General features: G+C 65.1%; 22 protein-coding genes, 3 tRNA genes, 1 pseudogene and 1 riboswitch. Of the genes and pseudogenes, 20 read left to right on the top strand and 6 right to left on the bottom strand.

Features of this window, described 5'->3' with window-relative positions:
- Positions 1–34 precede the first annotated feature (34 nt).
- Positions 35–1,204, bottom strand: a complete 1,170-nt coding sequence (locus tag AC1TXO_RS04385; RefSeq protein ID WP_486405199.1) for a 1-acyl-sn-glycerol-3-phosphate acyltransferase — start codon at positions 1,202–1,204, stop codon at positions 35–37.
- Positions 1,205–1,328: 124 nt separating this feature from the next.
- Here AC1TXO_RS04385 and AC1TXO_RS04390 point away from each other — a divergent pair, with 124 nt between their 5' ends.
- The 3 genes from AC1TXO_RS04390 to AC1TXO_RS04400 are packed head-to-tail and all read left to right on the top strand — an operon-like array spanning position 1,329 to position 2,407.
- Complete coding sequence (locus AC1TXO_RS04390; RefSeq protein WP_486405200.1) at positions 1,329–1,514, top strand: CPXCG motif-containing cysteine-rich protein; 186 nt, start codon at positions 1,329–1,331, stop codon at positions 1,512–1,514.
- Complete coding sequence (locus tag AC1TXO_RS04395; RefSeq protein ID WP_486405201.1) at positions 1,514–1,774, top strand: putative signal transducing protein; 261 nt, start codon at positions 1,514–1,516, stop codon at positions 1,772–1,774. Before AC1TXO_RS04390 ends, AC1TXO_RS04395 begins: the two co-directional genes overlap by 1 nt.
- 12 nt (positions 1,775–1,786) lie before the next feature.
- Positions 1,787–2,407, top strand: a complete 621-nt coding sequence (locus tag AC1TXO_RS04400) for an SOS response-associated peptidase (RefSeq protein ID WP_486405202.1) — start codon at positions 1,787–1,789, stop codon at positions 2,405–2,407.
- A gap of 58 nt (positions 2,408–2,465) precedes the next feature.
- Here the strand turns inward: AC1TXO_RS04400 and AC1TXO_RS04405 are convergent, their stop codons facing one another.
- Together AC1TXO_RS04405 and AC1TXO_RS04410 are read right to left on the bottom strand one after the other, a co-directional pair.
- The gene (locus AC1TXO_RS04405) at positions 2,466–3,308 is read right to left on the bottom strand and encodes a methyl-accepting chemotaxis protein (RefSeq protein WP_486406785.1); all 843 of its coding nucleotides are present in this window, start codon (positions 3,306–3,308) and stop codon (positions 2,466–2,468) included.
- Positions 3,309–3,368: 60 nt separating this feature from the next.
- Positions 3,369–4,571: pseudogene (locus AC1TXO_RS04410) on the bottom strand (cache domain-containing protein); the annotation flags it as partial.
- Positions 4,572–4,725: 154 nt separating this feature from the next.
- On the opposite strand from AC1TXO_RS04410, the gene AC1TXO_RS04415 reads away from it, so the two are divergent.
- Complete coding sequence (locus AC1TXO_RS04415) at positions 4,726–5,541, top strand: M48 family metallopeptidase (protein ID WP_486405203.1); 816 nt, start codon at positions 4,726–4,728, stop codon at positions 5,539–5,541.
- Between the two features lie 198 nt (positions 5,542–5,739).
- Here the strand turns inward: AC1TXO_RS04415 and AC1TXO_RS04420 are convergent, their stop codons facing one another.
- From AC1TXO_RS04420 to AC1TXO_RS04430, 3 genes are all read right to left on the bottom strand, one after another.
- Positions 5,740–6,327 carry a TMEM165/GDT1 family protein gene (locus AC1TXO_RS04420; protein WP_054895644.1) on the bottom strand — a complete coding sequence of 196 codons (588 nt, stop codon included), beginning with the start codon at positions 6,325–6,327 and terminating at the stop codon, positions 5,740–5,742.
- 87 nt (positions 6,328–6,414) lie between these two features.
- A riboswitch (yybP-ykoY riboswitch) is annotated at positions 6,415–6,539 on the bottom strand.
- 40 nt (positions 6,540–6,579) lie between these two features.
- On the bottom strand, positions 6,580–7,578 hold the full coding sequence (locus tag AC1TXO_RS04425; RefSeq protein WP_486405204.1) for a methyltransferase: 999 nt from the start codon (positions 7,576–7,578) through the stop codon (positions 6,580–6,582).
- A 45-nt stretch (positions 7,579–7,623) separates the two neighbouring features.
- Positions 7,624–8,583: a 2-hydroxyacid dehydrogenase gene (locus AC1TXO_RS04430; protein WP_486405205.1), complete on the bottom strand. Its 960-nt coding sequence runs from the start codon at positions 8,581–8,583 to the stop codon at positions 7,624–7,626.
- Between the two features lie 193 nt (positions 8,584–8,776).
- Here AC1TXO_RS04430 and AC1TXO_RS04435 point away from each other — a divergent pair, with 193 nt between their 5' ends.
- From AC1TXO_RS04435 to phnK, 16 genes are all read left to right on the top strand, one after another.
- A complete protein-coding gene (locus tag AC1TXO_RS04435; protein ID WP_486405206.1) occupies positions 8,777–10,459 on the top strand; it encodes a fatty acid--CoA ligase in 1,683 nt (560 codons plus the stop codon).
- Between the two features lie 322 nt (positions 10,460–10,781).
- Entirely contained in the window at positions 10,782–12,668 is a 1,887-nt protein-coding gene (locus AC1TXO_RS04440; RefSeq protein WP_402760820.1) for a DUF1302 domain-containing protein, read from the top strand.
- Between the two features lie 24 nt (positions 12,669–12,692).
- Positions 12,693–14,057, top strand: a complete 1,365-nt coding sequence (locus AC1TXO_RS04445) for a DUF1329 domain-containing protein (protein WP_486405207.1) — start codon at positions 12,693–12,695, stop codon at positions 14,055–14,057.
- Positions 14,058–14,262: 205 nt separating this feature from the next.
- Complete coding sequence (clpB, locus tag AC1TXO_RS04450; RefSeq protein ID WP_486405208.1) at positions 14,263–16,827, top strand: ATP-dependent chaperone ClpB; 2,565 nt, start codon at positions 14,263–14,265, stop codon at positions 16,825–16,827.
- Between the two features lie 357 nt (positions 16,828–17,184).
- A tRNA-Asn gene (locus AC1TXO_RS04455) sits at positions 17,185–17,260 on the top strand.
- 4 nt (positions 17,261–17,264) lie between these two features.
- Positions 17,265–17,341: transfer RNA gene (locus tag AC1TXO_RS04460), tRNA-Pro, on the top strand.
- Between the two features lie 6 nt (positions 17,342–17,347).
- A tRNA-Lys gene (locus AC1TXO_RS04465) sits at positions 17,348–17,423 on the top strand.
- A 510-nt stretch (positions 17,424–17,933) separates the two neighbouring features.
- Positions 17,934–18,764, top strand: coding sequence for a phosphonate ABC transporter ATP-binding protein (phnC, locus tag AC1TXO_RS04470; RefSeq protein ID WP_486405209.1), 831 nt, complete (start codon positions 17,934–17,936; stop codon positions 18,762–18,764).
- A gap of 51 nt (positions 18,765–18,815) precedes the next feature.
- On the top strand, positions 18,816–19,820 hold the full coding sequence (phnD, locus tag AC1TXO_RS04475) for a phosphonate ABC transporter substrate-binding protein (RefSeq protein WP_486405210.1): 1,005 nt from the start codon (positions 18,816–18,818) through the stop codon (positions 19,818–19,820).
- A 51-nt stretch (positions 19,821–19,871) separates the two neighbouring features.
- The gene (phnE, locus tag AC1TXO_RS04480; protein WP_486405211.1) at positions 19,872–20,660 is read left to right on the top strand and encodes a phosphonate ABC transporter, permease protein PhnE; all 789 of its coding nucleotides are present in this window, start codon (positions 19,872–19,874) and stop codon (positions 20,658–20,660) included.
- Positions 20,661–20,699: 39 nt separating this feature from the next.
- Entirely contained in the window at positions 20,700–21,404 is a 705-nt protein-coding gene (gene phnF / locus AC1TXO_RS04485) for a phosphonate metabolism transcriptional regulator PhnF (protein WP_486405212.1), read from the top strand.
- Positions 21,405–21,472: 68 nt separating this feature from the next.
- On the top strand, positions 21,473–21,940 hold the full coding sequence (gene phnG / locus AC1TXO_RS04490) for a phosphonate C-P lyase system protein PhnG (RefSeq protein ID WP_486405213.1): 468 nt from the start codon (positions 21,473–21,475) through the stop codon (positions 21,938–21,940).
- Positions 21,937–22,539 carry a phosphonate C-P lyase system protein PhnH gene (gene phnH / locus AC1TXO_RS04495; RefSeq protein ID WP_486405214.1) on the top strand — a complete coding sequence of 201 codons (603 nt, stop codon included), beginning with the start codon at positions 21,937–21,939 and terminating at the stop codon, positions 22,537–22,539. The genes phnG and phnH overlap by 4 nt, the downstream gene beginning before the upstream one ends.
- Positions 22,539–23,615, top strand: a complete 1,077-nt coding sequence (locus AC1TXO_RS04500) for a carbon-phosphorus lyase complex subunit (protein WP_486405215.1) — start codon at positions 22,539–22,541, stop codon at positions 23,613–23,615. The genes phnH and AC1TXO_RS04500 overlap by 1 nt, the downstream gene beginning before the upstream one ends.
- A complete protein-coding gene (locus AC1TXO_RS04505; RefSeq protein WP_486405216.1) occupies positions 23,615–24,478 on the top strand; it encodes an alpha-D-ribose 1-methylphosphonate 5-phosphate C-P-lyase PhnJ in 864 nt (287 codons plus the stop codon). Before AC1TXO_RS04500 ends, AC1TXO_RS04505 begins: the two co-directional genes overlap by 1 nt.
- On the top strand, positions 24,475–25,305 hold the full coding sequence (phnK, locus tag AC1TXO_RS04510) for a phosphonate C-P lyase system protein PhnK (RefSeq protein WP_486405217.1): 831 nt from the start codon (positions 24,475–24,477) through the stop codon (positions 25,303–25,305). Before AC1TXO_RS04505 ends, phnK begins: the two co-directional genes overlap by 4 nt.
- The last annotated feature ends 19 nt before the right edge of the window (positions 25,306–25,324 follow it).

Genomic DNA, 25,324 nt, shown 5'->3' on the forward strand with positions numbered 1-25,324 from the left:
GGCCAGATGACTCTGGCCGACGATTTCGCCGGCCTCAGACCGTCTCGGCCTGCACCTTCACCTGATACTGGTTGCGCACTGGCGTTGCGTACTGCTGCACCAGGTACGGCCGCTGCTCCGCAGGGCAGGCATCCAGGCGGCGCTGCCACTCTTGCCTGGCCCGCTCCAGCTCGTCGGCCGGGAACAGCTTGTCCGCAGTCGGCACGGCCAGTGCCGCGTCCCGTTCATCCCACATCGCGTAGGCCAGGTAGTGCACCGGGAACAGCCGGTAGCCGCCGAGAATCTGCCGGTCGATGGCCTGGGCCAGTTGCTTGGTGTCCTCGTGGTACTCGGTCACCGGGGGGGCGAAGTTGATGTGCACCCGCCCCTTGTAACCGGTGATGCCCAGGGCGATGCTGTTGTCGTCCTCGCCGGGCGCCTTCCTGTAGGTGCCGGTGGTGGCGCGGATGTACAGCTCACGGGCCTTGGCCTGGTCGCAGGGGTCGTATTCATAGCTGATCGACACCGGAATCAGGTTCAGGCTCTGGATCACCGCGCCGAACGGCTCGTCCTTGCGGCTCATGTGGAACATCTTGAGGATCGCCGAATCGGTGCGATCGTCACCGTCCTTGGCGCGGCCTTCGGCCTGGGCAATCCAGATCGACGTGCCGTCGTTGCGGATCGAATGGCTGATGTAGGCCGACAGCAACTGGTAGGCTGCAAGCTTCTCGCGGCGCCCGCTGATCGAGCGGTGCACGATGAAGCTCTTGTTCAGGCGCATCATGTCGCTGACGAACGGCTTCTGCAGCAGGTTGTCGCCGATGGCGATGCGTGGCGTCGGCAGGCCGGCGTGATACACCGCGTAGTTGACGAACGCCGGGTCCATGACAATGTCGCGGTGGTTGGCCAGGAACAGGTAGGCGGTGCCCGACCTGAGCTGCTCGACGCCGGTGTAGGTGACGCCGTCGGTGGCGCGATCGATGGTGCGGTCGACGTAGTATTCGACCTTGTCCTGCAGGGTCGCGACGCTGCTGACGCCGGCGAACTCCTTGCGCAGACGCCGGGCGATCAGCGGCTTGAGCAGCCAGCCGAAGGCGCTCGCCATGCGCGGGAAACGGAAGTGGGTGAGGATATCGAGAAATGCCGGGTCGCTGAGCAGGCGTGCCAGAACGGCAGGCACTTCAGCGTCGTCGTAAGGTCGGATGGCATCGAATTCGCCCATCATGCTCTCTTGTTGGAAACGGCTAGAGTAATAAAGTAGGGGCGGGGCCGAAAAAAACGGCTCGGACACACACGGACCCCGTAAACAGACCGGCAATTATACGCATAAGTCACTGCGCAGGCCCCCGATGCTCGAAATCGACTTTTATGACTGCCCCTATTGCGGCGAGCGCGTCGAGACCACCGTCGACATTTCCGGCGGCGACCAGTACTACACCGAGGATTGCCAGGTGTGCTGCCGACCCGTGGTGTTCATCCTGCAGGTGCACGATGACGAGTGGATGCTCGAGGTGCGTCGCGAGGACGATGCCTGATGCGGCGGATCTACGAACCGGAAAGCCTGATGGAGGCGCAGATGCTGATCGGCATGCTGGCCAGCGAGGGCATCGCGGTGCACCTGATCGGCGGCGATCTGGTCGGCGCCATGGGCGACCTGCCGCTGCAAGGTTTGCTGGCCCTGGCGGTGGCCGACGAGCACGCCGGGTACGCACGCCAGCTGATCGATGAGTACAATGCCGCCCAACCCCTTGCCGGGGACGAACCGGACAGCTTTCCCGGTACTCTGATCTGCTAGGCTGCTTTGCTCATGTGTGGACGCTACGCCCTCTTTCGCTGGTCCCAGGCCTTCGCTGCGCTGCCGGGCTTCCCTGCCGACCAGCAGGCTCAATGGAACATCTCGCCCGGCGCCTCGGTGCTGATCCAGCGCCGGCTCGAAGGCCAGCTGCAATTGGCCCGCGCGCGCTGGGGCCTGACCCCGCCGTGGCTCACCGACCTGTCGCGCACCCCTGCCCATGCCCGCGCCGAAACCCTCGGCGAACAGCCGATGTTTCGCGATGCATTGCGCCTGCGTCGCTGCCTGATGCCGGCCAACGGTTTCTACGAGTGGCGCGGCACGGCGCGCAAGCGCCCGTACTGGGTGACGCCGGGGGAGGGCGCCTCGTTGTTCTATGCCGCGGTGTGGGAGGCGTATCCGGTACAGGAGCAGGTGTGGCTCAGTTGCGCGGTGGTGACCCAGGCAGCGATGAACCAGCGTCGGCCGTTGATCCTCGACGAGGCCGGGCAGGCTGCCTGGCTGGACCCGGAGACGCCGCTGGCGCGGCTGCATGAACTGCTGGCCAGCCCGCCAGCCGCGTTGCGCGAGCGAGCGCTGGCGCACCTGGTCAATGACCCGAAGCTAGACGGGCCGGAGTGTCTGACTCCGGCTTGAGGGCGGTATCGAGCTTTTCGCGGGCAAATCCTCGAAAAAAAACGACGCGGTGGGTGAATCAGACCCTGAACTGATTGATCAACCGCCGCTGCTGCTCGGCCAGCTTGGTCAGCTCGGCACTGGCCTGGCTCGATTCATCGGCGCCGCCAGCCACCTCACCGGCCACCTGGCCGATATTGATGACGTTGCGGTTGATGTCTTCGGCCACCGCGCTCTGCTGCTCTGCGGCACTGGCGATCTGGGTGTTCATGTCGTTGATCACCGACACGGCCTGGGTGATGCTCTCCAGCGCTTCGGCGGCGCGGCTGGCCTGCTGCACGCTGTCGTCGGTCTTGCCCTGGCTGTCTTCCATCACCCGCACCACATCCTGGGTGCCCTGCTGCAACTGCTGGATCATCTGCTGGATTTCCTGGGTCGCCTGCTGGGTTTTCTGCGCCAGGTTGCGTACCTCGTCGGCGACCACGGCGAAACCACGTCCCTGCTCGCCGGCGCGTGCCGCCTCGATGGCGGCGTTGAGGGCCAGCAGGTTGGTCTGCTCGGCGATGGCGCGGATGGTCACCAGGATCGCGTTGATGTTCTCGCTGTCGCGGGCCAGCGCCTGGACGACCGTTACCGCGCGGCCGATCTCGCTGGCCAGGGCGCTGATCGACTGCGAGGTGTCGCGCACGATCTGCATGCCCTGGTTGGCCGCCTGGTCGGCATTGCTGGCGGCATGGGCTGCGTGGGTGGCGTTGCGTGCCACGTCCTGGGCGGTGGCGGTCATTTCCTGCACGGCGGTCGCGACCTGGTCGATCTCGGCCATTTGCTTGTGCACGCCCTGGTTGGTACGGATGGCGATGTCGGCGGTGTGCTCCGAGGAATCGCTGACCTTCTGCACCGAAGTCACCACCTGGCTGATCATCGCCTGCAACTTGGCCAGGAAGGTGTTGAAGCCCTTGGCGATGGCACCGAGTTCATCGGCGCGGTCGCTGTGCAGGCGGCGGGTCAGGTCGCCTTCGCCCTGGGCGATGTCGTCGAGCATCACCACCATCTGTTTCAGCGGGCGGGCGATGCCGTGGGCCAGCAGCCAGATCACCAGCAGGCCGAGGGCGGCGATGCCCAGGCCGACCACGGTCATGCCGACGATGTCGGTGCGGCGTTGCTCGCCCAGGTCTTTCTGTAGCTGGTTGACGTCGGCCATGACCGTGCTCAGTGGCATTTCCAGCAGCAGGACCCAGCGCGCGTCGGTGCTGGCGACCTTGAACGGTAGGAACAGCTCGATGCGGTCCTTGGCGGCGTCGACTTTATACTGCAGGTTTTCGCCGCTGATGCTGGCCAGGGTTGCGGCTTCGGTCGGGTCCAGCACGTCGCTGGCCTTCTCGCCGAACTTGGAGGCATCCTTGGTGTAGGCCACCAGCCGACCATTGCTCGACACCAGTGCCAGTTCGCCGGCGCCGTTGTACAGCTGGCGGTCGGCGGCGTTGAGCAGGTCCTGGATGAAGTTCACCGAAAGGTCGGCCCCGGCGATGCCCTGGAACTGGCCGTTGACCATGATCGGCTCGACGAACGAGGCGAGCATGACCATCTTGTCGCCCACCTTGTACGGCGCCGGGTCGATCACGCAGGCCTTGCCGGTTTCCTTTGGGCACAGATAGTACTCACTGGCGCGCACGCCGGTGGAGAGTACGGTGTGGTCATTGACGTCGACCAGGCGATCCTGGCCAAGGCTGCCGTCGGCGTTGCGGAACCACCAGGGCAGGTAGCGCTCGCCGTTGACGTCGGCATGATCCAGCGCGTTCGGCTCCCAGCCCAGGTAGGCGCCGAGTACCGTCGGGTTGACCTCCACGGTGCGCTTGAGCAGGTTGTTCAGGTGGTTGCGGTCGATCTGCATCAGCGGTTTGCCGTCGGCGTCCTGCATGCCGAGCATGGCGTTGACCGTGGCCAGGCTGCGGCTGATCAGCAGCGGCGCTTCCAGGCCACGCTGGATCTCGCTGACCTGGGTACGCGCCAGGGCCGACAGGCGCTGTTCGATCACGCTTTCGAACTGCTGCTGGGTGCGCTGCTGCACCAGGTCCTGGGTGCGGGCCCCGGAGTACACGGCATACAACACCAGGGCCGCGACAATGCTCAACACAATGGCACCGGCCAGGGCCGCCACTGAAAACTGGATCGACTTGAACTTCATTACCGGAAAGCTCCACGCAAGGAGGTCGTTTTCTTTTGTTATCGGCGTGGTCGTGGGAAAGCATGAGGGGGGATGAGAGAAATCTTCCCTGCGGCTATGGCGGGGTCAGGCGAGTGGGCCTAGGATACGCGCCATGTAAAAAGGGAGTGTTTTCATGCGTATGTCATTCGTGGTCAGCCTGTTGAGCGCCAGCGTGGTGCTGGGTGGCTGCCAGGCGGTCAATACCACAAGCGGCGGTGCTGTCGGCGTCGAGCGCAAGCAGTACATGTTCAGCATGCTGTCGACCGACGAAGTCAACCAGATGTATGCCCAGTCGTACCAGCAGACGCTGGGCGAGGCGTCGAGCAAAGGCGTGCTGGACAAGAGCAGCACCGACGCCAAGCGCGTGCAGGTCATCGCCGACCGGCTGATCGCCCAGGCGCCGCAGTTCCGTCCGGATGCCGCGCAGTGGAAGTGGGAAGTCAACGTGATCAAGAGCGACGAGCTCAACGCCAACTGCGGCCCTGGCGGCAAGATCATCGTCTACACCGGGCTGATCGACCAGCTCAAGCTCACCGATGCGGAGCTGGCAGCGGTCATGGGCCATGAAATTGCCCACGCCCTGCGCGAGCACGGCCGCGAAGCGATGTCCAAGGCCTACGGTATCGAGATGGCGCGCCAGGGCGCCGGCGCGATCTTCGGCCTGGGCCAGGACAGCATGGCGCTGGCCGACACCGTGGTGAACTACTCGATGACGTTGCCCAACAGCCGTGCCAACGAGAACGAGGCCGACCTGATCGGCCTGGAACTGTCGGCCCGTGCCGGTTACGACCCGAACGCGGCGATCACCTTGTGGAACAAGATGAGCAAGGCCTCCGAAGGCGCGCCGCCTGAATTCATGAGCACCCACCCGGCCTCGGCCAGCCGCATCGCATCGCTGCAGGCAGCGATTCCAAAGGTGATGCCGTTGTACCAGGCCGCGAAGAAGTAAAGCGTTCTGCGCTGTGGGGTAGCTGTCTGGTTCAGCTATCCAACGGCTAGGGCAATTCCTGTGGGAGCGGGCTCGTCCCGCGATCACCGGCGAAGCCGGTGCCAGACACCGCAGCACCTGGCACCGGCTTCGCCGGTGATCGCGGGACGAGCCCGCTCCCACAGGCTGGTTCGCTCCCACAGTCCTGTCCTGAATGCCCTAGCCAATCCACCCGCTGGTCTTCATCGCCGAGTACACCGCGACCGCCGCCAGCACGAAGAACGCTGCCGCCGCCAGGCGTCGGATCAGCGCCAGCGGCAGTTTGTCGGCGGCGAAGTTGCCCGCCAGGACCACCGGCACGTTGGCGATCAGCATGCCCAGGGTGGTGCCGATGATGACCATGATCAGGTGCGGGTACTGCGCGGCCAGCATCACCGTGGCCACTTGCGTCTTGTCGCCGATCTCGGCAAGGAAGAACGCGATCAGTGTGGTCAGGAAAGGCCCGAAACGGCGCGCATTGCTGGTTTCGTCGTCGTCCATCTTGTCCGGCACCAGCGTCCACAGGGCCGTGGCGGTGAAGCTCGCCGCCAGGATCCAGTGCAGCACGCTTTCGGTGAAGAACCCGCTGACCCAGGCACCTACGGCGCCGGCCGCAGCATGGTTGGCGAGGGTGGCGGCGACGATGCCGGCGATGATCGGCCACGGCTTGCGAAAGCGCGCTGCGAGAATGAGCGCGAGCAATTGCGTCTTGTCGCCGATTTCGGCGAGCGCAACGATGGCGGTGGGGACGAGCAAGGATTCGAGCATCAGGCTTCCTACGGGGGCGGGTCGACACGGCTATGACACGTACAGCCTTCCCGCCCCGGGTAAGGTGTGCGTGTCATAGGTCTTGTCAAACCCCGGGCTCATCTGTGTGAGCCGTGAGGTCGCACGCGCCATGGCCTGTGGGCCAAGTGTGTTGACGCGTACCGGGCAAGCAGAGGGTGCTTGCGGGAGACTACTCCCCTAGGACGGAGCGGATTCTGCCTAGCCGAATCGGTTTGGGCAAGCGTTAATTTTTTAACCGCGTGTTGCCCGGTAGATCCGGAAGCCATCCGCCTCGGCGCGGATTTCGCAGTTGCCCAAGGCCTCCTGGAGCAGTGGCTGGTAGCGCAGGAAGCTGTTGGCTACGAGGCGTATTTCGCCGCCTTTTTGCAGAATTTTGCTGGTTTTTCGCAGCAGGTTTTCTGCAGCCTGATAGTCGGTGTGAACCCCGGTATGGAAGGGTGGATTGCTCAGGATCACGGTCAGGTCGGTGGGGGCTGCCTCGATGCCATCACCGCTGATCACCTCGCCCTGCAACCCGTTGGCGGCCAGGGTCAGGCGACTGGCGGCCACGGCGAAGGCATCGACATCGAGCAGGGTGACCCGGCTTTGTGGATAACGGCGCTTGATGGTTGCGCCGAGCACGCCTGCGCCGCAGCCGAAGTCCAGCACATGACCGACCGGCAGTTGCTGCAGATGCTGCAGCAGCAGCGCGGTGCCGCGGTCCAGGCGGCCGTGGCTGAACACCCCCGGCAGGCTGATCACCTGCAGCGGGCCATCGTCCAGCGCCAGCTCGAAACGCTCGGCCAGGCTCTCCAGCGGCCTGGCTTCGGGGGCGTTGTCCACGGTCACCTGCCACAGCTGGCAGTGCCGGGCGCTGTCGAGCTTGCGCGGCTTGCCGAAGAGTTGCAGTTGCTTGGCTGCACCTTCGATACCGCCACGTTTCTCGCCGACCAGATACAGCGGGCGTCCGCCCAGGCGCGAGGCCAGGGCGTTGAGCAGATAGGCGGCAAGCTCGCGGGACTTGGGCAGGAACAGCACCGCAGCGTCGAACGGCACTTCGGGCACCTCGACGCCATAGTGGCTGCGGCCATCGAAGCGCTGCGCCAGCAGGGCCTGATCGCCGGCGTGCCAGGTCCAGGCATGAGCCTGCGGCAGCTGCCCCAGCAAACCATCGGCGGCGGCGCCGGCGATCAGCAGCGGGCCCTGGAACAGGTCCGCCTGGCGGAGCAACACTTCACTGCGCGGGTCCATGGGCGGACGCCTCCTGAAAAAAGCGCGAAGTGTATCACCTGATGTTCAGGTCACCACCCGGCGTGGCTGTCCGGCGAAGAAGGCCTGGGCGTTCTCGGCAAGCTGGCCGACGATGCGCTGGCGTGATTCCACCGCGCCCCAGGCGCTGTGCGGGGTGATGATCAGGCGCGGGATATCCGCTGCTAGCAGTGGGTTGCCGTTCACTGGCGGCTCGACGCTCAGCACATCGGTGGCCGCACCGCCCAGGTGTCCAGCGCGCAGGGCATCGGCCAGCGCCTGCTCATCGATCAGGCCGCCGCGGGCGGTATTCACCACCAGCGCGCCTGGCTTGAGCAAGGCCAGTTCGCGCGCGCCGATCATGTGCCGCGTCTGCTCGTTCAGCGGGCAGTGCAGGGTCAGGGCATCGACCTGCGGTAGCAGTTCATCCAGCGCCAGGCGCTCGGCGCGCGCCGGGCGCCCGGGAATCTGCCCGCTGAGCACACGCATGCCGAAGGTCTCGGCCAGGCGCGCCACCGCGCCGCCCAACTCGCCATGCCCGAGCAGTCCGAGGGTCTTGCCCTCCAGCTCGACGATGGGGAAGTCCAGCAGGCAGAACTGGCTGGCCTTGGCCCATTGACCCTCCTTCACCGCCTGCTGGTAGTCGCACAGGCGGGTGGCCAGCGCCAGTAGCAGTGTCAGGGTGTGCTGCGCCACCGACGGCGTGCCGTAGCCCTGGCAGTTGCACACGGTGATGCCCTGCGCGCGGGCGGCGGCGAGGTCGACGTTGTTGGTGCCGGTGGCCGCGACCAGGATCAGTTTCACTTGTGGATTGGCCGCGAGCGTCGCAGCATCGAGCATCACCTTGTTGCTGATCACCACGCTGGCGCCCTGCAGGCGTTCGCTGACCTGCTGCGCTGTGGTGGTGGCGTGCAGTTGCAGGCGGTCGAACTGCTGCTCCAGCGCGCAAAGGTCGAGATCGCCCAGGTCAAGGGAGTGATGGTCGAGAAAAACTGCATGACGCGACATTGGCGGCTCCGTCGGCAAAGGCCAGGGGGAGGAGCGCAGCGGCTCCGGATTCTGCGGCGCTGTAACGCCCCGTTCGCACATTGCCACTCATACTTGCCCACGCCAAATCATTCCTTCGGCTGATTTGACCGCCGCGTCACCGTTCTACAGTAAACCCTTGAATATCCGGCACGCTTTCCAGAAAGGGACACCCATGCTGCAGACCCGCATCCTCAAGCCCGCCGACGGCGCCTACACCTACCCGCTGCTGATCAAGCGCCTGCTGATGTCCGGCAGCCGCTACGAAAAGACCCGCGAGATCGTCTACCGCGACCAGGTGCGGCTCACTTATCCCCAGCTCGGCGAGCGTATCGCCAGGCTTGCCAACGTGCTCACCGAAGCCGGGGTCAAGGCCGGCGACACCGTGGCGGTGATGGACTGGGACAGCCATCGCTACCTCGAATGCATGTTCGCCATCCCGATGATCGGTGCGGTGGTGCACACCATCAACGTGCGCCTGTCACCCGAACAGATCCTCTACACCATGAACCACGCCGAAGACCGCTTCGTGCTGGTCAACAGCGATTTCGTCGGGCTGTACCAGGCCATCGCCGGGCAACTGACCACGGTCGACAAGACCCTGCTGATCACCGATGGCCCGGACAAGACCGCCGAGCTGCCCAACCTGCTCGGCGAGTACGAGCAACTGCTCGCCGCCGCCAGCCCGCACTACGACTTCCCCGACTTCGACGAGAACTCGGTCGCCACCACCTTCTACACCACCGGCACCACCGGCAACCCCAAGGGGGTGTACTTCACCCACCGCCAGCTGGTGCTGCACACCCTGGCCGAGACCTCGGTACTGGGCGGCCTGGACAGCGTTCGCCTGCTCACCAGCAACGATGTCTACATGCCGATCACGCCGATGTTCCACGTGCATGCCTGGGGCATTCCCTACGCGGCGACCATGATGGGCATCAAGCAGGTGTATCCGGGGCGTTACGAGCCGGACATGCTGATCAAGCTGTGGCGCGAGGAGAAGGTCACCTTCTCGCACTGCGTACCCACCATCCTGCAGATGCTGCTCAACTGCCCGTCGGCCAAGGGCCAGGACTTCGGCGGCTGGAAGGTCATCATCGGCGGCAGTGCGCTCAACCGCGCGCTCTACGAGGCGGCTCTGGCCCGGGGCATCCAGCTCACGGCCGCCTACGGCATGTCCGAGACCTGCCCGCTGATTTCCTGCGCGCACCTGAACGAGGAACTGCGCGCCGGCAGCGAGGACGAACGCGTCAGCTACCGGATCAAGGCCGGTGTGCCGGTGCCGATGGTGGAGGCGGCGATCGTCGATGGCGACGGCAACTTCCTGCCCGCCGATGGCGAGACCCAGGGCGAGCTGGTGCTGCGCGCACCCTGGCTGACCATGGGCTACTTCAACGAGCCGGAAAAGAGCAACGAACTGTGGGCCGGCGGCTGGCTGCACACCGGTGACGTGGCCACCCTCGACGGCATGGGCTACATCGACATCCGCGACCGCATCAAGGACGTGATCAAGACCGGCGGCGAGTGGATCTCCTCCCTCGACCTCGAAGACCTGATCAGCCGTCACGCGGCGGTGCGTGAAGTGGCGGTGGTCGGCGTGGCCGATCCGCAGTGGGGCGAGCGGCCGTTCGCGCTGCTGGTGGTGCACGAGGGCCAGCAGCTCGATGCCAAGGTGCTCAAGGAGCATCTCAAGCCGTTCGTCGAGTTGGGCCACATCAACAAGTGGGCGATTCCGAGCCAGATCGCCCTTGTTACTGAAATTCCCAAGACCAGCGTGGGCAAGCTCGACAAGAAGCGTATCCGCGTGGACATCATCCAGTGGCAAGCCAGTAACAGTACCTTCCTCTCGACCCTGTAACACTTGCCCCGGGTCGTGCCTTTCCAGGCGCGACCCGCGTGTTAGAGGTCCCGCGCCTTGTCAAACGACGAAATTGAGCCATGCTTCTGCACTGCCAGCGAGCGGAATGGCCATTTGCAATGACCACCCGCACGAGACGCAAATCACACTTTAGAGGGATCAAGCGCTTGTGAGCGCTGGCTATAGTCGGGTCAGGGGATTTTCAGGAATGGGGGAGGGCGCACGCCTGGCGTGTCGTCTCCTGCGGGCACCTGCTGGTGGGGCCGGGGCTGTTTCTGAAAGGACTCACTGCCATAACAAAAAAGTACATGGAGTAGCGTCGATGACATCTGCAAACCCGTTCTGGCGCCGGGCCAAGCTGCCCTTGGCCGTCAGCCTCGCTTCCACGCTCGCAAGTCCCGCATTCGGTGTGAGTTTCAACATCGGGGAAATCGAAGGTCAGTTCGACTCATCGCTCTCCATCGGGGCCAGCTGGTCGACTGCCAATCCGAACAAGAACCTGATCGGCGTCAACAACGGCGGCAAGGGTCTGTCGCAGACCTCCGACGATGGCCACCTGAACTTCAAGAAAGGCGAGACCTTCTCCAAGATCTTCAAGGGCATTCACGACCTCGAGCTCAAGTACGGTGACACCGGCGTGTTCGTCCGTGGCAAGTACTGGTACGACTTCGAGCTCAAGGACGAAGGCCGCGAGTTCAAGGATATCAGCGACTCGGGGCGCAAGTCGGGGGCCAAGTCCTCGGGTGCGCAACTGCTCGACGCATTCATCTACCACAACTACGCCATCGCCGACATGCCGGGTTCGGTGCGCTTCGGCAAGCAGGTGGTGAGCTGGGGTGAAAGCACCTTCATCGGCGGCGGCATCAACTCGATCAACCCGATCGACGTGGCGGCCTTCCGGCGCCCAGGCGCCGAGATCAAGGAAGGCCTGATCCCGGTCAACATGTTCTACATCTCCCAGAGCCTGACCGACAACCTGTCGGCCGAAGCCTTCTACCAGCTCGAATGGGACCAGACCGTCACCGACAACTGCGGCACCTTCTTCTCCCAGCCGGACATCATCTCCGACGGCTGCACCGACAACCTGCGCGTGCTCAACAGCAGCCGCGCGGTGCCGGGTGCTGCGCAGCAGTTCCTCGCCACCCGTGGCGTGAACATCAACGAAGAAGGCGTGATGGTGCGCCGTGGCCCGGACCGCGATGCGCGCGACAGCGGCCAGTTCGGCGTGGCCCTGCGCTACATGTTCGAGCCGCTGGACACCGAGTTCGGTGCCTACTTCATGAACTACCACAGCCGTGCGCCGATCTTCAGTGCCACTGGCGCCTCGCCTGCGGTCTTCGCCGGCATTCCGTCGCTGCCGGCGAACCTGCGTCCGCTGGCGCCGCTGATCGTCGCGGGCAACTCGCAGTACTTCGTCGAGTACCCTGAAGACATCCGCCTCTACGGCCTGAGCTTCTCCACCACCCTGCCCACCGGCACGGCGTGGAGCGGCGAGATCAGCTACCGCCCCAACGCCCCTGTGCAGTTGAACACTACCGACATCCTGTTCGCCGGTGTGCGTCCGCTCGGTGGCGCGCTGGCCAACGCCTCGCTGCTCAGCGGCACCCCGGGTCAGGACCTGCACGGCTACCGCCGCAAGGAAATCACCCAGTTCCAGACCACCCTGACGCACTTCTTCGACCAGGTGATGGGCGCCAGCCGCATGACCGTGGTCGGCGAACTGGGCGTCACCCACGTGGGCGGCCTGGAGAGCGCGCACGACACCCGTTACGGCCGCGACCCGGTGTTCGGCCCAGGCCCACTGCCGGCCACCGGCGGTGCGGATACCTGCCAGGCACTCAACGCCAGCACCATCGCCGGTGCCGGTGCAGGCGCCTCGACCACCAACCTCAACCGCAAGTGCGAGAACGACGGCTACACCACCAGCACCTCCTGGGGTTACCGCGCCCGTGTGATCTGGGACTACAACGACGTCTTCGCCGGGGTCAACCTCAAGCCCAACGTGGCCTGGTCGCACGACGTGTCCGGCTACTCGCCAGGCCCTGGCGGCAACTTCGAGGAAGGCCGCAAGGCAATCAGCCTAGGCCTGGACGCCGAGTACCAGAACACCTACACGGCGAGCCTGTCGTACACCAACTTCTTCGATGGCAAGTACAGCACCGTGGATGACCGCGACTTCGTCGCCCTCAGCTTCGGCGTGAACTTCTAAGCACTCAGATCCAGGACGACAACGATGAAGATGACCACAAGTCTGCTGAAAGCCGGTGTGCTGGGCATGTCCCTGCTGGCGACCAGCGTCATGGCTGCGGTTTCCGCCGACGAGGCGGCCAAGCTGGGCACCACCCTGACGCCGATGGGCGCGGAGAAAGCCGGCAATGCCGACGGCTCGATCGGCCCGTGGGAGCCGTTGGCCAAGACCGCCGGCAGTGTCGATGGCAGGGGCTTCCTGTCCGATCCGTACGGCAGCGACAAGCCGCTGTTCACCATCACCGCCGCCAACGCCGACCAATACAAGGACAAACTGGCCCCTGGCCAGCTGGCGATGCTCAAGCGCTACCCGGACACCTACAAGCTGCCGGTGTACAAGACCCATCGCGGCGCCACCGTGCCGGATTCGGTGTACGCCGACATCAAGACCAATGCCACCCAGACCACCCTGGTCGAAGGCGGCAACGGCCTGAACAACTTCCGCGGTGCGATCCCGTTCCCGATTCCCAAGAGCGGCGTCGAGGTGATCTGGAACCACATCACCCGTTATCGCGGCGGCAGCGTGTCGCGCCTGGTGACCCAGGCCACGCCGCAGCAGAACGGTTCCTACAGCCTGGTGTACTTCAGCGACCAGTTCGTGTTCCGCGACAAGATGAAGGACTACGACCCGAACAACCCGGGCAACGTACTGTTCTACTTCAAGCAGGAAGTGACCGCGCCGGCGCGCCTGGCCGGTACCGTGCTGCTGGTGCACGAGACCCTCGACCAGGTCAAGGAGCCGCGCAAGGCGTGGATCTACAACGCCGGTCAGCGCCGTGTGCGCCAGGCCCCGCAGGTTTCCTACGACGGCCCGGGTACCGCCGCCGACGGCCTGCGTACCTCCGACAACCTGGACATGTACAACGGTGCACCGGACCGCTATGACTGGAAGCTCGAAGGCAAGAAGGAGATGTACATCGCCTCGAACGCCTACAAGCTCGACGATCCCAAGCTCAAGTACGCCGACATCATCAAGGCCGGCCACATCAACCAGGACCTGACCCGCTACGAGCTGCGCCGGGTGTGGCATGTGGTCGCGACCCTGAAGCCGGGCCAGCGCCATATCTACGCCAAGCGTGACTTCTACATCGACGAAGACACCTGGCAGGCGGCGGTGATCGACCAGTACGACGGCCGCAACCAGCTGTGGCGTGTGTCCGAGGCGCATGCCCAGCCGTACTACAACAACCAGGTACCGTGGTACACCCTCGAAGCCATCTACGACCTGCAGTCGGGCCGTTACCTGGCGTTGGGCATGAAGAACGAGGAGAAAAGGTCCTACGACTTCACCTTCACCGCCAACAAGGCTGACTTCCAGCCCGCGGCCCTGCGTCAGAGTGGTGTGCGATAAGCTGCAACCAACCCCTCCGTGTGATCTCCCAGAACGCCCCGGCTTGCCGGGGCGTTTCTGTTTCGCCCATTCGCCAGGCTGATCTCGGTCAATCCCGCTAAGCTTGAATCTTCCAGAATCAGCCTTATCTATTGGTCATCTCAGGCAGGTTCTTCATTACAGGTGCTGTCCATCGCTCCGCCTGCCCTTTAAAGGAAGGTATCCCATGCGAATAGACCGACTGACAAGCAAGCTGCAACTGGCGTTATCCGATTCCCAATCCCTGGCCGTTGGCATGGACCATCCGGCCATCGAGCCCCTGCACCTGCTGCAGGCGCTGATCGAGCAGCAGGGCGGCTCGATCAAGCCGCTGCTGATGCAGGTAGGCTTCGACATCAACAGCCTGCGCAAGGCGTTGACCAAAGAGCTCGACCAGCTGCCGAAAATCCAGAATCCCACCGGCGATGTGAACATGTCCCAGGACTTGGCGCGCCTGCTCAACCAGGCCGACCGCCTGGCCCAGCAGAAGGGCGACCAGTTCATTTCCAGCGAGCTGGTGCTGCTCGCCGCCATGGACGAGAACAGCAAGGTCGGCAAGCTGCTGCTCGGCCAGGGCGTGAGCAAGAAGGCCTTGGAAAACGCCATCAACAACCTGCGCGGCGGCGCGGCGGTCAACGACGCCAACGCCGAGGAATCGCGCCAGGCCCTGGACAAGTACACCGTCGACCTGACCAAGCGCGCCGAGGAAGGCAAGCTCGACCCGGTGATCGGCCGTGACGACGAGATCCGCCGCACCGTGCAGGTGCTGCAGCGGCGCACCAAGAACAACCCGGTGCTGATCGGCGAGCCTGGCGTGGGCAAGACCGCCATCGCCGAAGGCCTGGCCCAGCGCATCATCAACGGCGAAGTGCCCGATGGCCTCAAGGGCAAGCGCCTGCTCGCCCTGGACATGGGCGCGCTGATTGCCGGTGCCAAGTACCGCGGCGAGTTCGAAGAGCGCCTCAAGGGCCTGCTCAATGAGCTGTCCAAGCAGGAAGGGCAGATCATCCTGTTCATCGACGAGCTGCACACCATGGTCGGTGCCGGCAAGGGCGAGGGCGCGATGGACGCCGGCAACATGCTCAAGCCAGCCCTGGCCCGTGGCGAGCTGCACTGCGTCGGCGCCACCACGCTCAACGAGTACCGCCAGTTCATCGAGAAGGACGCAGCGCTCGAGCGGCGTTTCCAGAAAGTGCTGGTCGAGGAGCCGAGCGAGGAAGACACCATCGCCATCCTGCGTGGCCTGAAGGAGCGCTATGAAGTGCACCACAAGGTAGCCATCACCGACGGCGCGATCATTGCCGCCGCCAAGCTCAGCCACCGCTACATCACCGACCGCCAGCTGCCGGACAAGGCCATCGACCTGATCGACGAAGCCGCCAGCCGCATCCGCATGGAGATCGACTCCAAGCCCGAGGTGCTCGACCGCCTCGACCGTCGTCTGATCCAGCTCAAGGTGGAATCCCAGGCGCTGAAGAAGGAAGAAGACGAAGCGGCGAAGAAGCGCCTGGAAAAACTGACCGAGGAAATCGAGCGCCTGGAGCGCGAGTATTCCGACCTTGAGGAAATCTGGGCGTCGGAAAAAGCCGAAGTGCAGGGCTCAGCGCAGATCCAGCAGAAGATCGAGCAGGCGCGCCAGGAGCTGGAAGCGGCCCGGCGCAAGGGCGACCTCAGCCGCATGGCCGAACTGCAGTACGGGGTGATCCCGGACCTGGAGCGCAGCCTGCAGATGGTCGACCAGCACGGCAAGACCGACAACCAGTTGCTGCGCAACAAGGTGACCGAGGAAGAGATCGCCGAAGTCGTCTCCAAGTGGACCGGCATCCCGGTGTCGAAGATGCTCGAGGGCGAGCGCGAGAAACTGTTGAAGATGGAAGGCCTGCTGCACGAGCGGGTGATCGGCCAGGACGAGGCGGTGACCGCCGTGGCCAACGCCGTGCGCCGCTCGCGGGCCGGGCTGTCGGACCCGAACCGGCCGAGTGGCTCGTTCCTGTTCCTCGGGCCGACCGGTGTGGGCAAGACCGAGCTGTGCAAGGCGCTGGCCGAATTCCTCTTCGACACCGAAGAGGCCATGGTGCGCATCGACATGTCCGAGTTCATGGAGAAGCACTCGGTCGCCAGATTGATCGGTGCCCCACCAGGGTACGTGGGCTATGAAGAGGGCGGCTACCTGACCGAGGCCGTGCGTCGCAAGCCGTACTCGGTGGTGCTGCTCGACGAAGTCGAGAAGGCGCATCCGGATGTGTTCAACGTGCTGCTGCAGGTGCTCGAGGATGGTCGCCTGACCGACAGCCACGGGCGTACCGTCGATTTCCGCAACACGGTCATCGTCATGACCTCCAACCTGGGCTCGGCGCAGATCCAGGAGCTGGTCGGCGACCGGGAAGCGCAGCGTGCGGCGGTGATGGATGCGGTGGGTGCGCACTTCCGTCCCGAGTTCATCAACCGGATCGACGAAGTGGTGGTGTTCGAGCCGCTGGGCCGCGAGCAGATCGCCGGGATCACCGAGATCCAGCTGGGCCGCCTGCGTGGTCGACTGGCCGAACGCGAACTGTCGCTGAGCCTGAGCCCGGAGGCGCTCGACAAGCTGATTGCCGTCGGCTACGACCCGGTGTATGGCGCGCGGCCGCTCAAGCGGGCGATCCAGCGCTGGATCGAGAACCCGCTGGCGCAACTGATCCTCAGTGGCCAGTTCGTGCCGGGTGCGGCGATCACCGCGAAGGTGGAAGGCGACGAAATCGTCTTTGCCTGACCGGCTTGCCCGCCCGTTCCCACGGTTCGCCGTGGGGACGGGCGGGCGCTCATGACGCCTGCACAGGCAACGCAACCCGCTGATTTTCGACCTTTTCGCTAAGCCGCTGAAAATTTTGAAAAAAATGCTTGCACAAAAAATCGAGTGCCCCTAATATTCGCCCCGCTGTCAGGCACTACTCAGATCAACGGCGGTACAGGGGATCTGAAAACAACTTACAAATCAGTAAGTTGGATGAAAAAAAGTGGTTGACAAGCAAAACGAAGAATGTAGAATAGCCGACCTCAACAGCGACAACGCTGAAGAGATTGAAGCTAACACAAGCTTCGAAGCTGTAAGGGTTGTACGAAGTTCAGTTCCGCGATAGCTCAGTCGGTAGAGCAAATGACTGTTAATCATTGGGTCCCTGGTTCGAGTCCAGGTCGCGGAGCCAATTTCGGGGTGTAGCGCAGTCCGGTAGCGCGCCTGCTTTGGGAGCAGGATGTCAGGAGTTCGAATCCCCTCACCCCGACCATTTTCCGGGTCGTTAGCTCAGTTGGTAGAGCAGTTGGCTTTTAACCAATTGGTCGTAGGTTCGAATCCTACACGACCCACCATGTAAAAAGGGCATCTCGAATGAGATGCCCTTTTTCTTTTGCCTCGAAAAAACGCTCAGGTCGCTGATGGACCTGTGGGAGACAACTGTCTTGCTCAAAATCCAAGGGCCAGCCCAATCCCTGTAGGAGCGGGTTTACCCGCGAACACGGGCATAGCCCGTGCCAGGCAGCGCGGTGCTTTCTTCGCGGGTAAACCCGCTCCTACAGCAACCCCGTGGATTATTTTAGCTGGATCCGACGAACGGTCATTCATCCTCGCCAGCCCCTCGATGTCTAGACAACCCAAAAGGTTGTCTACCCGCCACCCCACGCGCCAGCCCCCCTCGTTGCAACTCATCCACCCGAACCTCTTGCCACCCTCTTTCCCGCGTCCATCAAACCGTAATCGGGCTGTAGCCCTGCAGTCACCCTCGATTCACCCAACTGCCACACATCAGGCCTAGGTTCTTGGACACACGAACCCGGCCCATGGCTGGCCGGCCTGTTCATCCGACAAGACAGAGACCGCCCATGAACGCAGCCATCCAGATCGACCATCTGTACAAGTCATTCGCCCACAAGTCCGCGCTGACGGACGTATCGTTGTCCATACAACCGGGTGAAATGGTCGCGTTGATCGGCGCTTCAGGCTCCGGCAAGTCGACCCTCCTGCGTCACCTGGCAGGCCTGGCCAGTTGCGACAAGCACAACGGCGGCAGCATCCAGGTGCTCGGCCGCGAAGTGCAGTGCGCCGGGCGCCTGAGCCGCAGCATGCGCAGGCAGCGTGCCGACATCGGCTACATCTTCCAGCAGTTCAACCTGGTGGCGCGCCTGAGCGTGCTGCAGAACGTGCTGCTCGGCGGCCTCGGGCGCATGCCGCGCTGGCGCGGCACCCTCGGGCTGTTCAATGCCGAGGAAAAACAGCGCGCCATGCACGCCCTGGAGCGCGTCGGCCTGGCCGACCGTGCCCTGCAGCGCGCCTCGACCCTGTCTGGCGGCCAGCAGCAGCGCGTGGCCATCGCCCGTGCCCTGACCCAGCGCGCCGAGGTGATCCTCGCCGACGAACCGATCGCCTCGCTCGACCCGGAGTCGGCGCGCAAGGTCATGGAAATCCTGGCCGACATCAACCGCCGCGACGGCAAGACCGTGGTCGTCACCCTGCATCAGGTGGACTACGCCGTGCGCTATTGCCCGCGCAGCGTCGCGCTCAAGGCCGGGCGCATCCATTTCGACGGCTCCGCCACGCAGCTCAAGCCCGAGTTCCTCAACGACCTGTACGGCGCCGACGAAGGCGCAAGCCTGATGTTCGGTGCCCCGCCGAGCCAGGAGCGGGCACTGCCGCTGACCCTGGCCCGCGCCTGATCCGACTGCCCGCCCTCACAACCGCCGCCATCCCGCTTCCAGGAGCCCATCATGTTCAACCCCTTCGGCCGCGTCCTCGCGTCCGCCGCCTTGCTCGCCGCCAGCCTGCTGGGCAACGCCCACGCCGATGAAGCCGCGATCAACTTCGGCATCATGTCCACCGAGTCGTCGCAGAACCTCAAGTCGATCTGGCAGCCCTTCCTCGACGACATGAGCAAAAAGACCGGCCTGAAGGTCAACGCCACCTTCGCCTCCGACTACGCCGGGCTGATCCAGGGCATGCGTTTCGACAAGGTCGACGTGGCCTGGCTGGGCAACAAGGCGGCGATGGAATCGGTGGACCGTGCCGGCGGCGAGATCTTCGCCCAGACCGCCGCCGCCGATGGCGCACCCGGCTACTGGAGCGTGCTGATCGCGCGCAAGGACAGCCCGATCAACTCGGTCGACGACATGCTCAAGCACGCCAAGGAACTGACTTTCGGCAACGGCGACCCGAACTCCACCTCCGGTTACCTGGTGCCGGGCTACTACGTGTTCGCCAAGAACAACGTCGACCCGACCAAGATCTTCAAGCGCACCCTCAACTCCAGCCACGAGGTCAACGCCCTGAGCGTGGCCAAGGGCCAGGTCGATGTCGCCACCTTCAACACCGAAAGCTGGGGCCGCCTGGAAGTGACCCAGCCGGACAAGGCCGCGCAGCTCAAGGTGATCTGGAAATCGCCGCTGATCCCGGCCGACCCGATGGTCTGGCGCAAGAACCTGTCGGACGCCACCAAGGCCAAGGTCCGCGAATTCTTCGCCAGCTACGGCGACAGCGACGAAGAAAAGCAGGTGCTGGCCAACATGCAGATGGGCAAGTTCCGCACCTCCAGCGACGACCAGCTGCTGACCATCCGCCAGCTCGAGCTCTACAAGCAGCGCACCGAAGTACTGGCCAGCACCGGGCTTTCCGCCGACGAGAAGGCCAAGCGCGTGAAGGAACTGGACGACGGCCTGGCCAAGCTGCAGCAGCGCATCTCGGACCTTGAACACAAAGCCACCGCCAGCGCCGGCTGACCCATCGCGGCGCGGCGAATACCCGCCGCGCCGCCTGCAGAGGACATCGACATGAGTTCACCCGCACTTGCGCTCAATGCCGCCGAGCGGCGCGGCTGGGGCCGCTACCTGGGCTGGGGCCTGTTCGCCCTGGTCATGGCCTGGGCCTGGAAGGGCGCCGAAATGAACCCCCAGGCGCTGCTGCGCGACGGCGGCAACATGGCGACCTTCGCCGCCGACTTCTTCCCGCCCGACTTCACCGAATGGCGCAGCTACCTCAAGGAGATGATCGTCACCGTGCACATCGCCCTGTGGGGCACCTTGCTGGCCATCGTCTGCGCCATCCCGCTGGGCATTCTCTGTGCCGACAACATCACCCCTTGGTGGGTGCACCAGCCACTGCGCCGCTGCATGGACGCGTGCCGGTCGATCAACGAGATGGTGTTCGCCATGTTGTTCGTCGTCGCCGTCGGCCTGGGGCCGTTCGCCGGGGTGCTGGCGCTGTGGATAAGTACCACGGGCGTGCTCGCCAAGCTGTTCGCCGAAGCCGTCGAGGCCATTGATCCGGGGCCTGTGGAAGGCGTGCGGGCCACCGGCGCCAGTGCCGTGCAGGAGGTGGTGTTCGCGGTGATCCCGCAGGTGCTGCCGTTGTGGATCTCCTACGCGCTGTACCGCTTCGAGTCCAACGTGCGCTCGGCCACCGTGGTCGGGATGGTCGGGGCAGGGGGCATCGGCGTGATTCTCTGGGAGAACATCCGCGCCTTCCAGTTCACCCAGACCTGCTCGGTACTGCTGGTGATCATCCTGGTGGTCAGCCTGATCGACGTGGCCTCGCAGCGCCTGCGCAAGCAGTTCATCTGAATCGAACCACAGGAGAGGGCATCGGCCCTTTTTTAAGCGATGCAATTGTCTAGACAAGCCGAACCGATCTACCTGGAACTGGCCGCCACCTTGCGTCGGGAACTGGCCGACTACCGCGCCGGGGATTTCCTGCCGGCCGAGGTGCAGTTGGCGGCACGCTTCAAGGTCAATCGCCACACCGTGCGCCGCGCGATCGATGAACTGGTGCAGGAAGGCTGCCTGCTGCGCCGCCAGGGCAAGGGCACCCAGGTGCTATCGCGACCACTGGTGTACCCGGTGGCAGCCGAAAGTGCCTTCAGCCAGTCGCTGTCGGCGCAGGGCCATGGGGTGCAGGCGCATCTGCTGCACCGCCGCGCCTGCCGCGCCACCGCTGACGAAGCCGCGCACCTGGGGCTGGCCGAGCTGGCGCCGCTGGTGGAGCTGTACACCCTGCGCCGCCTCGACGGCCAGCCGATCAGCCTGATTCGTCACCGCTACTGCGCCGGGCACACGGCATTTCTCGCCGACTACCAGGGCGGCTCGGTGCGCGGTTACTTCGCCGAGCGCCAGTGGCCGCTGTCGCGGGCCTTCAGCGTGATCGGCGCGCGCCTGCCCAGCCGCGAGGAGGCCAGCGAGCTGCTGATGCCCCGGCACCTGCCGGTGCTCACTGTGCTCACCCTGTCGCGCGATGTACATGGCCGACCGGTGGAGATCGCCCACTCCATCAGCCGTTCCGACCGCTTTCAGTATCAGGTCACGACATGAATGCCCGGCCCAGCAGGAGCGGGCAGCGACACCTTGAACCACACCGTTTTCCAGAAGAGGAATCACCCATGGCCCCTTCGCCAACCCAGCTCTCCCCCGAACACGCTACGCGCCAGCGCTGGATGGGCGTGCTCAGCCGTGCCCAGGGCAGTGAACTGCTCGCCCATGAAGCCGCGCTGCGCGACGCCGACTACCAACTGATCCGCGCCCCGGAAATCGGCATGACCCTGGTCCGTGGCCGCATGGGCGCCAGCGGCGCGCCCTTCAACCTCGGCGAGATGACCGTGACCCGCTGCGTGGTGCGCCTGGCCGACGGCCGCACCGGCTACAGCTACCTGGCCGGGCGCGACAAACGCGGCGCCGAGCTGGCCGCACTGGCCGACGCGCACCTGCAGGGCCCGCACCAGGAGCAATGGCTGGCCGCACTGGTCGAGCCCCTGGCCAAGGCCCAGGCGCGCCGCCGCGCCGACCAGCAAGCCGACACCGCCGCCACCCGGGTGGAGTTCTTCACCCTGGTCCGAGGAGACAACCAATGAACAGCGCCCTGTTGCAACCGGCCTTCAATGACCCGGTGCTCGATGCCCAGCGCAGCTTCCGCGTGGCCCTCAAGGCCCTGGCCAATCCCGGCCAGGTCCAGACCATGTCCGCCGCCCACCTGCCGCCGGCACTGGCCGGCCTGGACGCTGCCACCCATGCCCTGTGCCTGGCCTTGCTGGATGTCGACACGCCAGTGTGGCTGGCCCCGGCCTTCGACACCGCGATCATCCGCGCCAACCTGGCCTTCCATTGCGGCTGCCCGTTCGTGAGCGAGCGCCAGCAGGCCCGCTTCGCTTTGCTCGACGCCCACGACCTGGACGACCTCAGCGATTTTGACAGCGGCAACGACCGCTACCCCGACCAGTCCTGCACCCTGCTGGTGCAGTTGCCGCAGCTGGATGGCGGTGCACGAACCGCCTGGCACGGCCCCGGCATCCGCGACCGCCAGCCCGTCGCCCTGCCGCTGACTGCACGCTTCTGGCAGCAACGCGACGCGCGCCAGGCCTTCCCGCGCGGCCTGGACCTCTTGTTCATCGCCGGCCCGCACCTGCTCGGCCTGCCGCGCAGCACCCGCATCGCATTCGAGGAGCACGCCTGATGTACGTAGCCGTCAAAGGTGGCGAACAGGCCATCGACAACGCCCACCGCCTGCTGGCCAAGCAGCGCCGTGGCGACACCGACATCGCCGAGCTGGACGTCGAGCAGATCCGCCAGCAACTGCCGCTGGCCGTGGCGCGGGTGATGACCGAAGGCTCGCTGTACGACGAACAGCTCGCCGCGCTGGCGATCAAGCAGTCGGCCGGCGATCTGGTCGAGGCGATCTTCCTGCTGCGCGCCTACCGCACCACGCTGCCGCGCTTTGGCGCCAGCCTGCCGATCGATACCGCACGGATGCACCTGTCGCGGCGCATCTCGGCGACTTTCAAGGACTTGCCCGGCGGCCAGCGCCTCGGTCCGACCTTCGACTACACCCACCGCCTGCTCGACTTCACCCTGCTCGCCGAAGGCGAGTTCCCCGGCCCCGACACTCGCGAGGTCAAGCCGTCCGAAGCCTGCCCCCACGTGCTCGACCTGCTGGCCCGCGAAGGCCTGATCAAGCAGGAGCACGACGACGGCGCACCGGTGCCGGACATCACCCGCGAGCCGCTGGAATACCCCGCCAACCGCGCCGAGCGCCTGCAGGCCCTGGCCCGTGGCGACGAAGGCTTTCTTCTGGCACTGGGTTATTCGACCCAGCGCGGTTATGGCCGCAACCACCCCTTCGCCGGGGAGATCCGCATCGGTGAAGTCGAGGTGTGGATCGAGCCCGAGGAACTGGGCTTCGCCATCGCCCTGGGGGAGATCGAAGTGACCGAGTGCGAGATGGTCAACCAGTTCGTCGGCTCGGCCCAGGAGCCGGCGCAGTTCACCCGTGGCTACGGCCTGACCTTCGGGCATGCCGAGCGCAAGGCCATGGCCATGGCCCTGGTGGACCGCTCGCTACGCGCCGGCGAGTACGCCGAAGAGCTGGTCTCGCCCGCGCAGCAGGAGGAATTCGTCCTCGCCCATTGCGACAACGTCGAGGCCGCAGGCTTCGTCTCGCACCTCAAGCTGCCGCACTACGTCGACTTCCAGGCCGAACTGGAACTGATCCGCAAGCTGCGCGCCCCGCACACCGCCCAGGAGACCCGCTGATGAATGCGCTTACCGCGCCTGACGAGGCGTACAACTTCGCCTACCTCGACGAGCAGACCAAGCGCATGATCCGCCGCGCGCTGCTCAAGGCCGTCGCCATCCCCGGTTACCAGGCCCCCTTCGGTGGTCGCGAGATGCCGCTGCCCTACGGCTGGGGCACCGGTGGCATGCAACTGACCGCCGCGATCCTCGGCGCCGACGACACCCTCAAGGTCATTGACCAGGGCGCCGACGACACCACCAACGCGGTGTCGATCCGCCGCTTCTTCGCCCGCACGGCAGGTGTGGCCACCACCGAGCGCACGCCCGAGGCGAGCATCATCCAGACCCGCCACCGCATCCCGGAAACCGCCCTGCACGAAGACCAGATCATGGTGTTCCAGGTGCCGATCCCCGAGCCGCTGCGCTTCATCGAGCCCTCGGAAAGCGAGACCCGCACCATGCACGCCCTGGGCGACTACGGCGTGATGCACGTCAAGCTCTACGAAGACATCGCCACCTTCGGCCACATCGCCACCGCCTACGCCTACCCGGTCACGGTGGACGAGCGCTACGTGATGGATCCCTCGCCGATTCCCAAGTTCGACAACCCCAAGCTGGACATGAGCCCGGCGCTGATGCTGTTCGGCGCCGGCCGCGAGAAGCGTCTGTACGCCGTGCCGCCCTACACCCGCGTGGTGAGCCTGGACTTCGAGGACCACCCCTTCGAGGCCCAGCGCTGGACCGAGGCCTGCGCCATCTGCGGCAGCCGCAACTCGTTCCTCGACGAGCTGATCGTCGACGACGCCGGCACCCAGCGCTTCGTCTGCTCCGACACCGATTACTGCGCCCAGCGCGTGGCCCAGCAGGGAGAACCGACATGACCGCAGTACCGGCGTACACCGCCATCGAACAGCCCCGCCGCGTACCGGCCAGCGCCGACCGGCCGCTGCTCGACGTGCAAGGCCTGGGCAAGCTCTATGGCCCGGAGAAGGGCTGCCAGGACGTGAGCTTTCGCCTGTATCCGGGCGAGGTGCTGGGCATCGTCGGGGAGTCCGGTTCGGGCAAGTCGACCTTGCTGTCGCTGCTCAGCGGCCGCTGTCCGCCCGACCAGGGCAGCGTGCTGTACCGCGGCCGCGACGACCAGTGGCTCGACCTCTACCAGGCCAGCGAAGCCGAGCGCCGCACCCTGCTGCGCACCGAATGGGGCTTCGTCGAGCAGAACCCGCGTGACGGCCTGCGCATGGCCGTGTCGGCCGGCGCCAACATCGGCGAACGCCTGATGGCCCAGGGCGCGCGGCACTACCAGCAACTGCGCCAGGCCGGCATCGACTGGCTGGGCCAGGTGGAGATCGACCCGGCGCGCATCGACGACCTGCCGCGCACCTTCTCCGGCGGCATGCAGCAGCGTCTGCAGATCGCCCGCAACCTGGTGTCGTCACCGCGCCTGGTGTTCATGGACGAGCCCACCGGTGGGCTCGATGTGTCGGTGCAGGCCCGTCTGCTCGACCTGATGCGCGGCCTGGTCCGCGAGCTGGACCTGGCGGTGGTGATCGTCACCCACGACCTGGCCGTGGCACGCCTGCTGGCCGACCGGTTGATGGTGATGCGCCGCTCGCGGGTGGTCGAGACCGGCCTCACCGACCAGGTGCTGGACGACCCGCAGCACCCCTATTCGCAACTGCTGGTGTCTTCGGTACTGCAACCATGACCTGTGACGGAGTCGAGAA

It is taken from the genome of Pseudomonas sp. FA117, from assembly GCF_057370475.1.

Excerpts from the sequence above, each read along its gene's own strand:
- AC1TXO_RS04415 (WP_486405203.1), top strand. The coding sequence starts at position 4,726 with ATGCGTATGTCATTCGTGGTCAGCCTGTTGAGCGCCAGCGTGGTGCTG.
- AC1TXO_RS04430 (WP_486405205.1), bottom strand. The coding sequence starts at position 8,583 with ATGTCGCGTCATGCAGTTTTTCTCGACCATCACTCCCTTGACCTGGGC.
- AC1TXO_RS04445 (WP_486405207.1), top strand. The coding sequence starts at position 12,693 with ATGAAGATGACCACAAGTCTGCTGAAAGCCGGTGTGCTGGGCATGTCC.
- AC1TXO_RS04390 (WP_486405200.1), top strand. The coding sequence starts at position 1,329 with ATGCTCGAAATCGACTTTTATGACTGCCCCTATTGCGGCGAGCGCGTC.
- AC1TXO_RS04435 (WP_486405206.1), top strand. The coding sequence starts at position 8,777 with ATGCTGCAGACCCGCATCCTCAAGCCCGCCGACGGCGCCTACACCTAC.
- AC1TXO_RS04505 (WP_486405216.1), top strand. The coding sequence starts at position 23,615 with ATGAATGCGCTTACCGCGCCTGACGAGGCGTACAACTTCGCCTACCTC.
- phnE (WP_486405211.1), top strand. The coding sequence starts at position 19,872 with ATGAGTTCACCCGCACTTGCGCTCAATGCCGCCGAGCGGCGCGGCTGG.
- AC1TXO_RS04440 (WP_402760820.1), top strand. The coding sequence starts at position 10,782 with ATGACATCTGCAAACCCGTTCTGGCGCCGGGCCAAGCTGCCCTTGGCC.
- AC1TXO_RS04420 (WP_054895644.1), bottom strand. The coding sequence starts at position 6,327 with ATGCTCGAATCCTTGCTCGTCCCCACCGCCATCGTTGCGCTCGCCGAA.
- AC1TXO_RS04385 (WP_486405199.1), bottom strand. The coding sequence starts at position 1,204 with ATGATGGGCGAATTCGATGCCATCCGACCTTACGACGACGCTGAAGTG.
- AC1TXO_RS04425 (WP_486405204.1), bottom strand. The coding sequence starts at position 7,578 with ATGGACCCGCGCAGTGAAGTGTTGCTCCGCCAGGCGGACCTGTTCCAG.
- phnC (WP_486405209.1), top strand. The coding sequence starts at position 17,934 with ATGAACGCAGCCATCCAGATCGACCATCTGTACAAGTCATTCGCCCAC.
- phnH (WP_486405214.1), top strand. The coding sequence starts at position 21,937 with ATGAACAGCGCCCTGTTGCAACCGGCCTTCAATGACCCGGTGCTCGAT.
- phnK (WP_486405217.1), top strand. The coding sequence starts at position 24,475 with ATGACCGCAGTACCGGCGTACACCGCCATCGAACAGCCCCGCCGCGTA.
- AC1TXO_RS04400 (WP_486405202.1), top strand. The coding sequence starts at position 1,787 with ATGTGTGGACGCTACGCCCTCTTTCGCTGGTCCCAGGCCTTCGCTGCG.
- phnG (WP_486405213.1), top strand. The coding sequence starts at position 21,473 with ATGGCCCCTTCGCCAACCCAGCTCTCCCCCGAACACGCTACGCGCCAG.
- AC1TXO_RS04500 (WP_486405215.1), top strand. The coding sequence starts at position 22,539 with ATGTACGTAGCCGTCAAAGGTGGCGAACAGGCCATCGACAACGCCCAC.
- AC1TXO_RS04395 (WP_486405201.1), top strand. The coding sequence starts at position 1,514 with ATGCGGCGGATCTACGAACCGGAAAGCCTGATGGAGGCGCAGATGCTG.
- phnF (WP_486405212.1), top strand. The coding sequence starts at position 20,700 with ATGCAATTGTCTAGACAAGCCGAACCGATCTACCTGGAACTGGCCGCC.
- AC1TXO_RS04405 (WP_486406785.1), bottom strand. The coding sequence starts at position 3,308 with ATGATCAGCCAGGTGGTGACTTCGGTGCAGAAGGTCAGCGATTCCTCG.
- phnD (WP_486405210.1), top strand. The coding sequence starts at position 18,816 with ATGTTCAACCCCTTCGGCCGCGTCCTCGCGTCCGCCGCCTTGCTCGCC.
- clpB (WP_486405208.1), top strand. The coding sequence starts at position 14,263 with ATGCGAATAGACCGACTGACAAGCAAGCTGCAACTGGCGTTATCCGAT.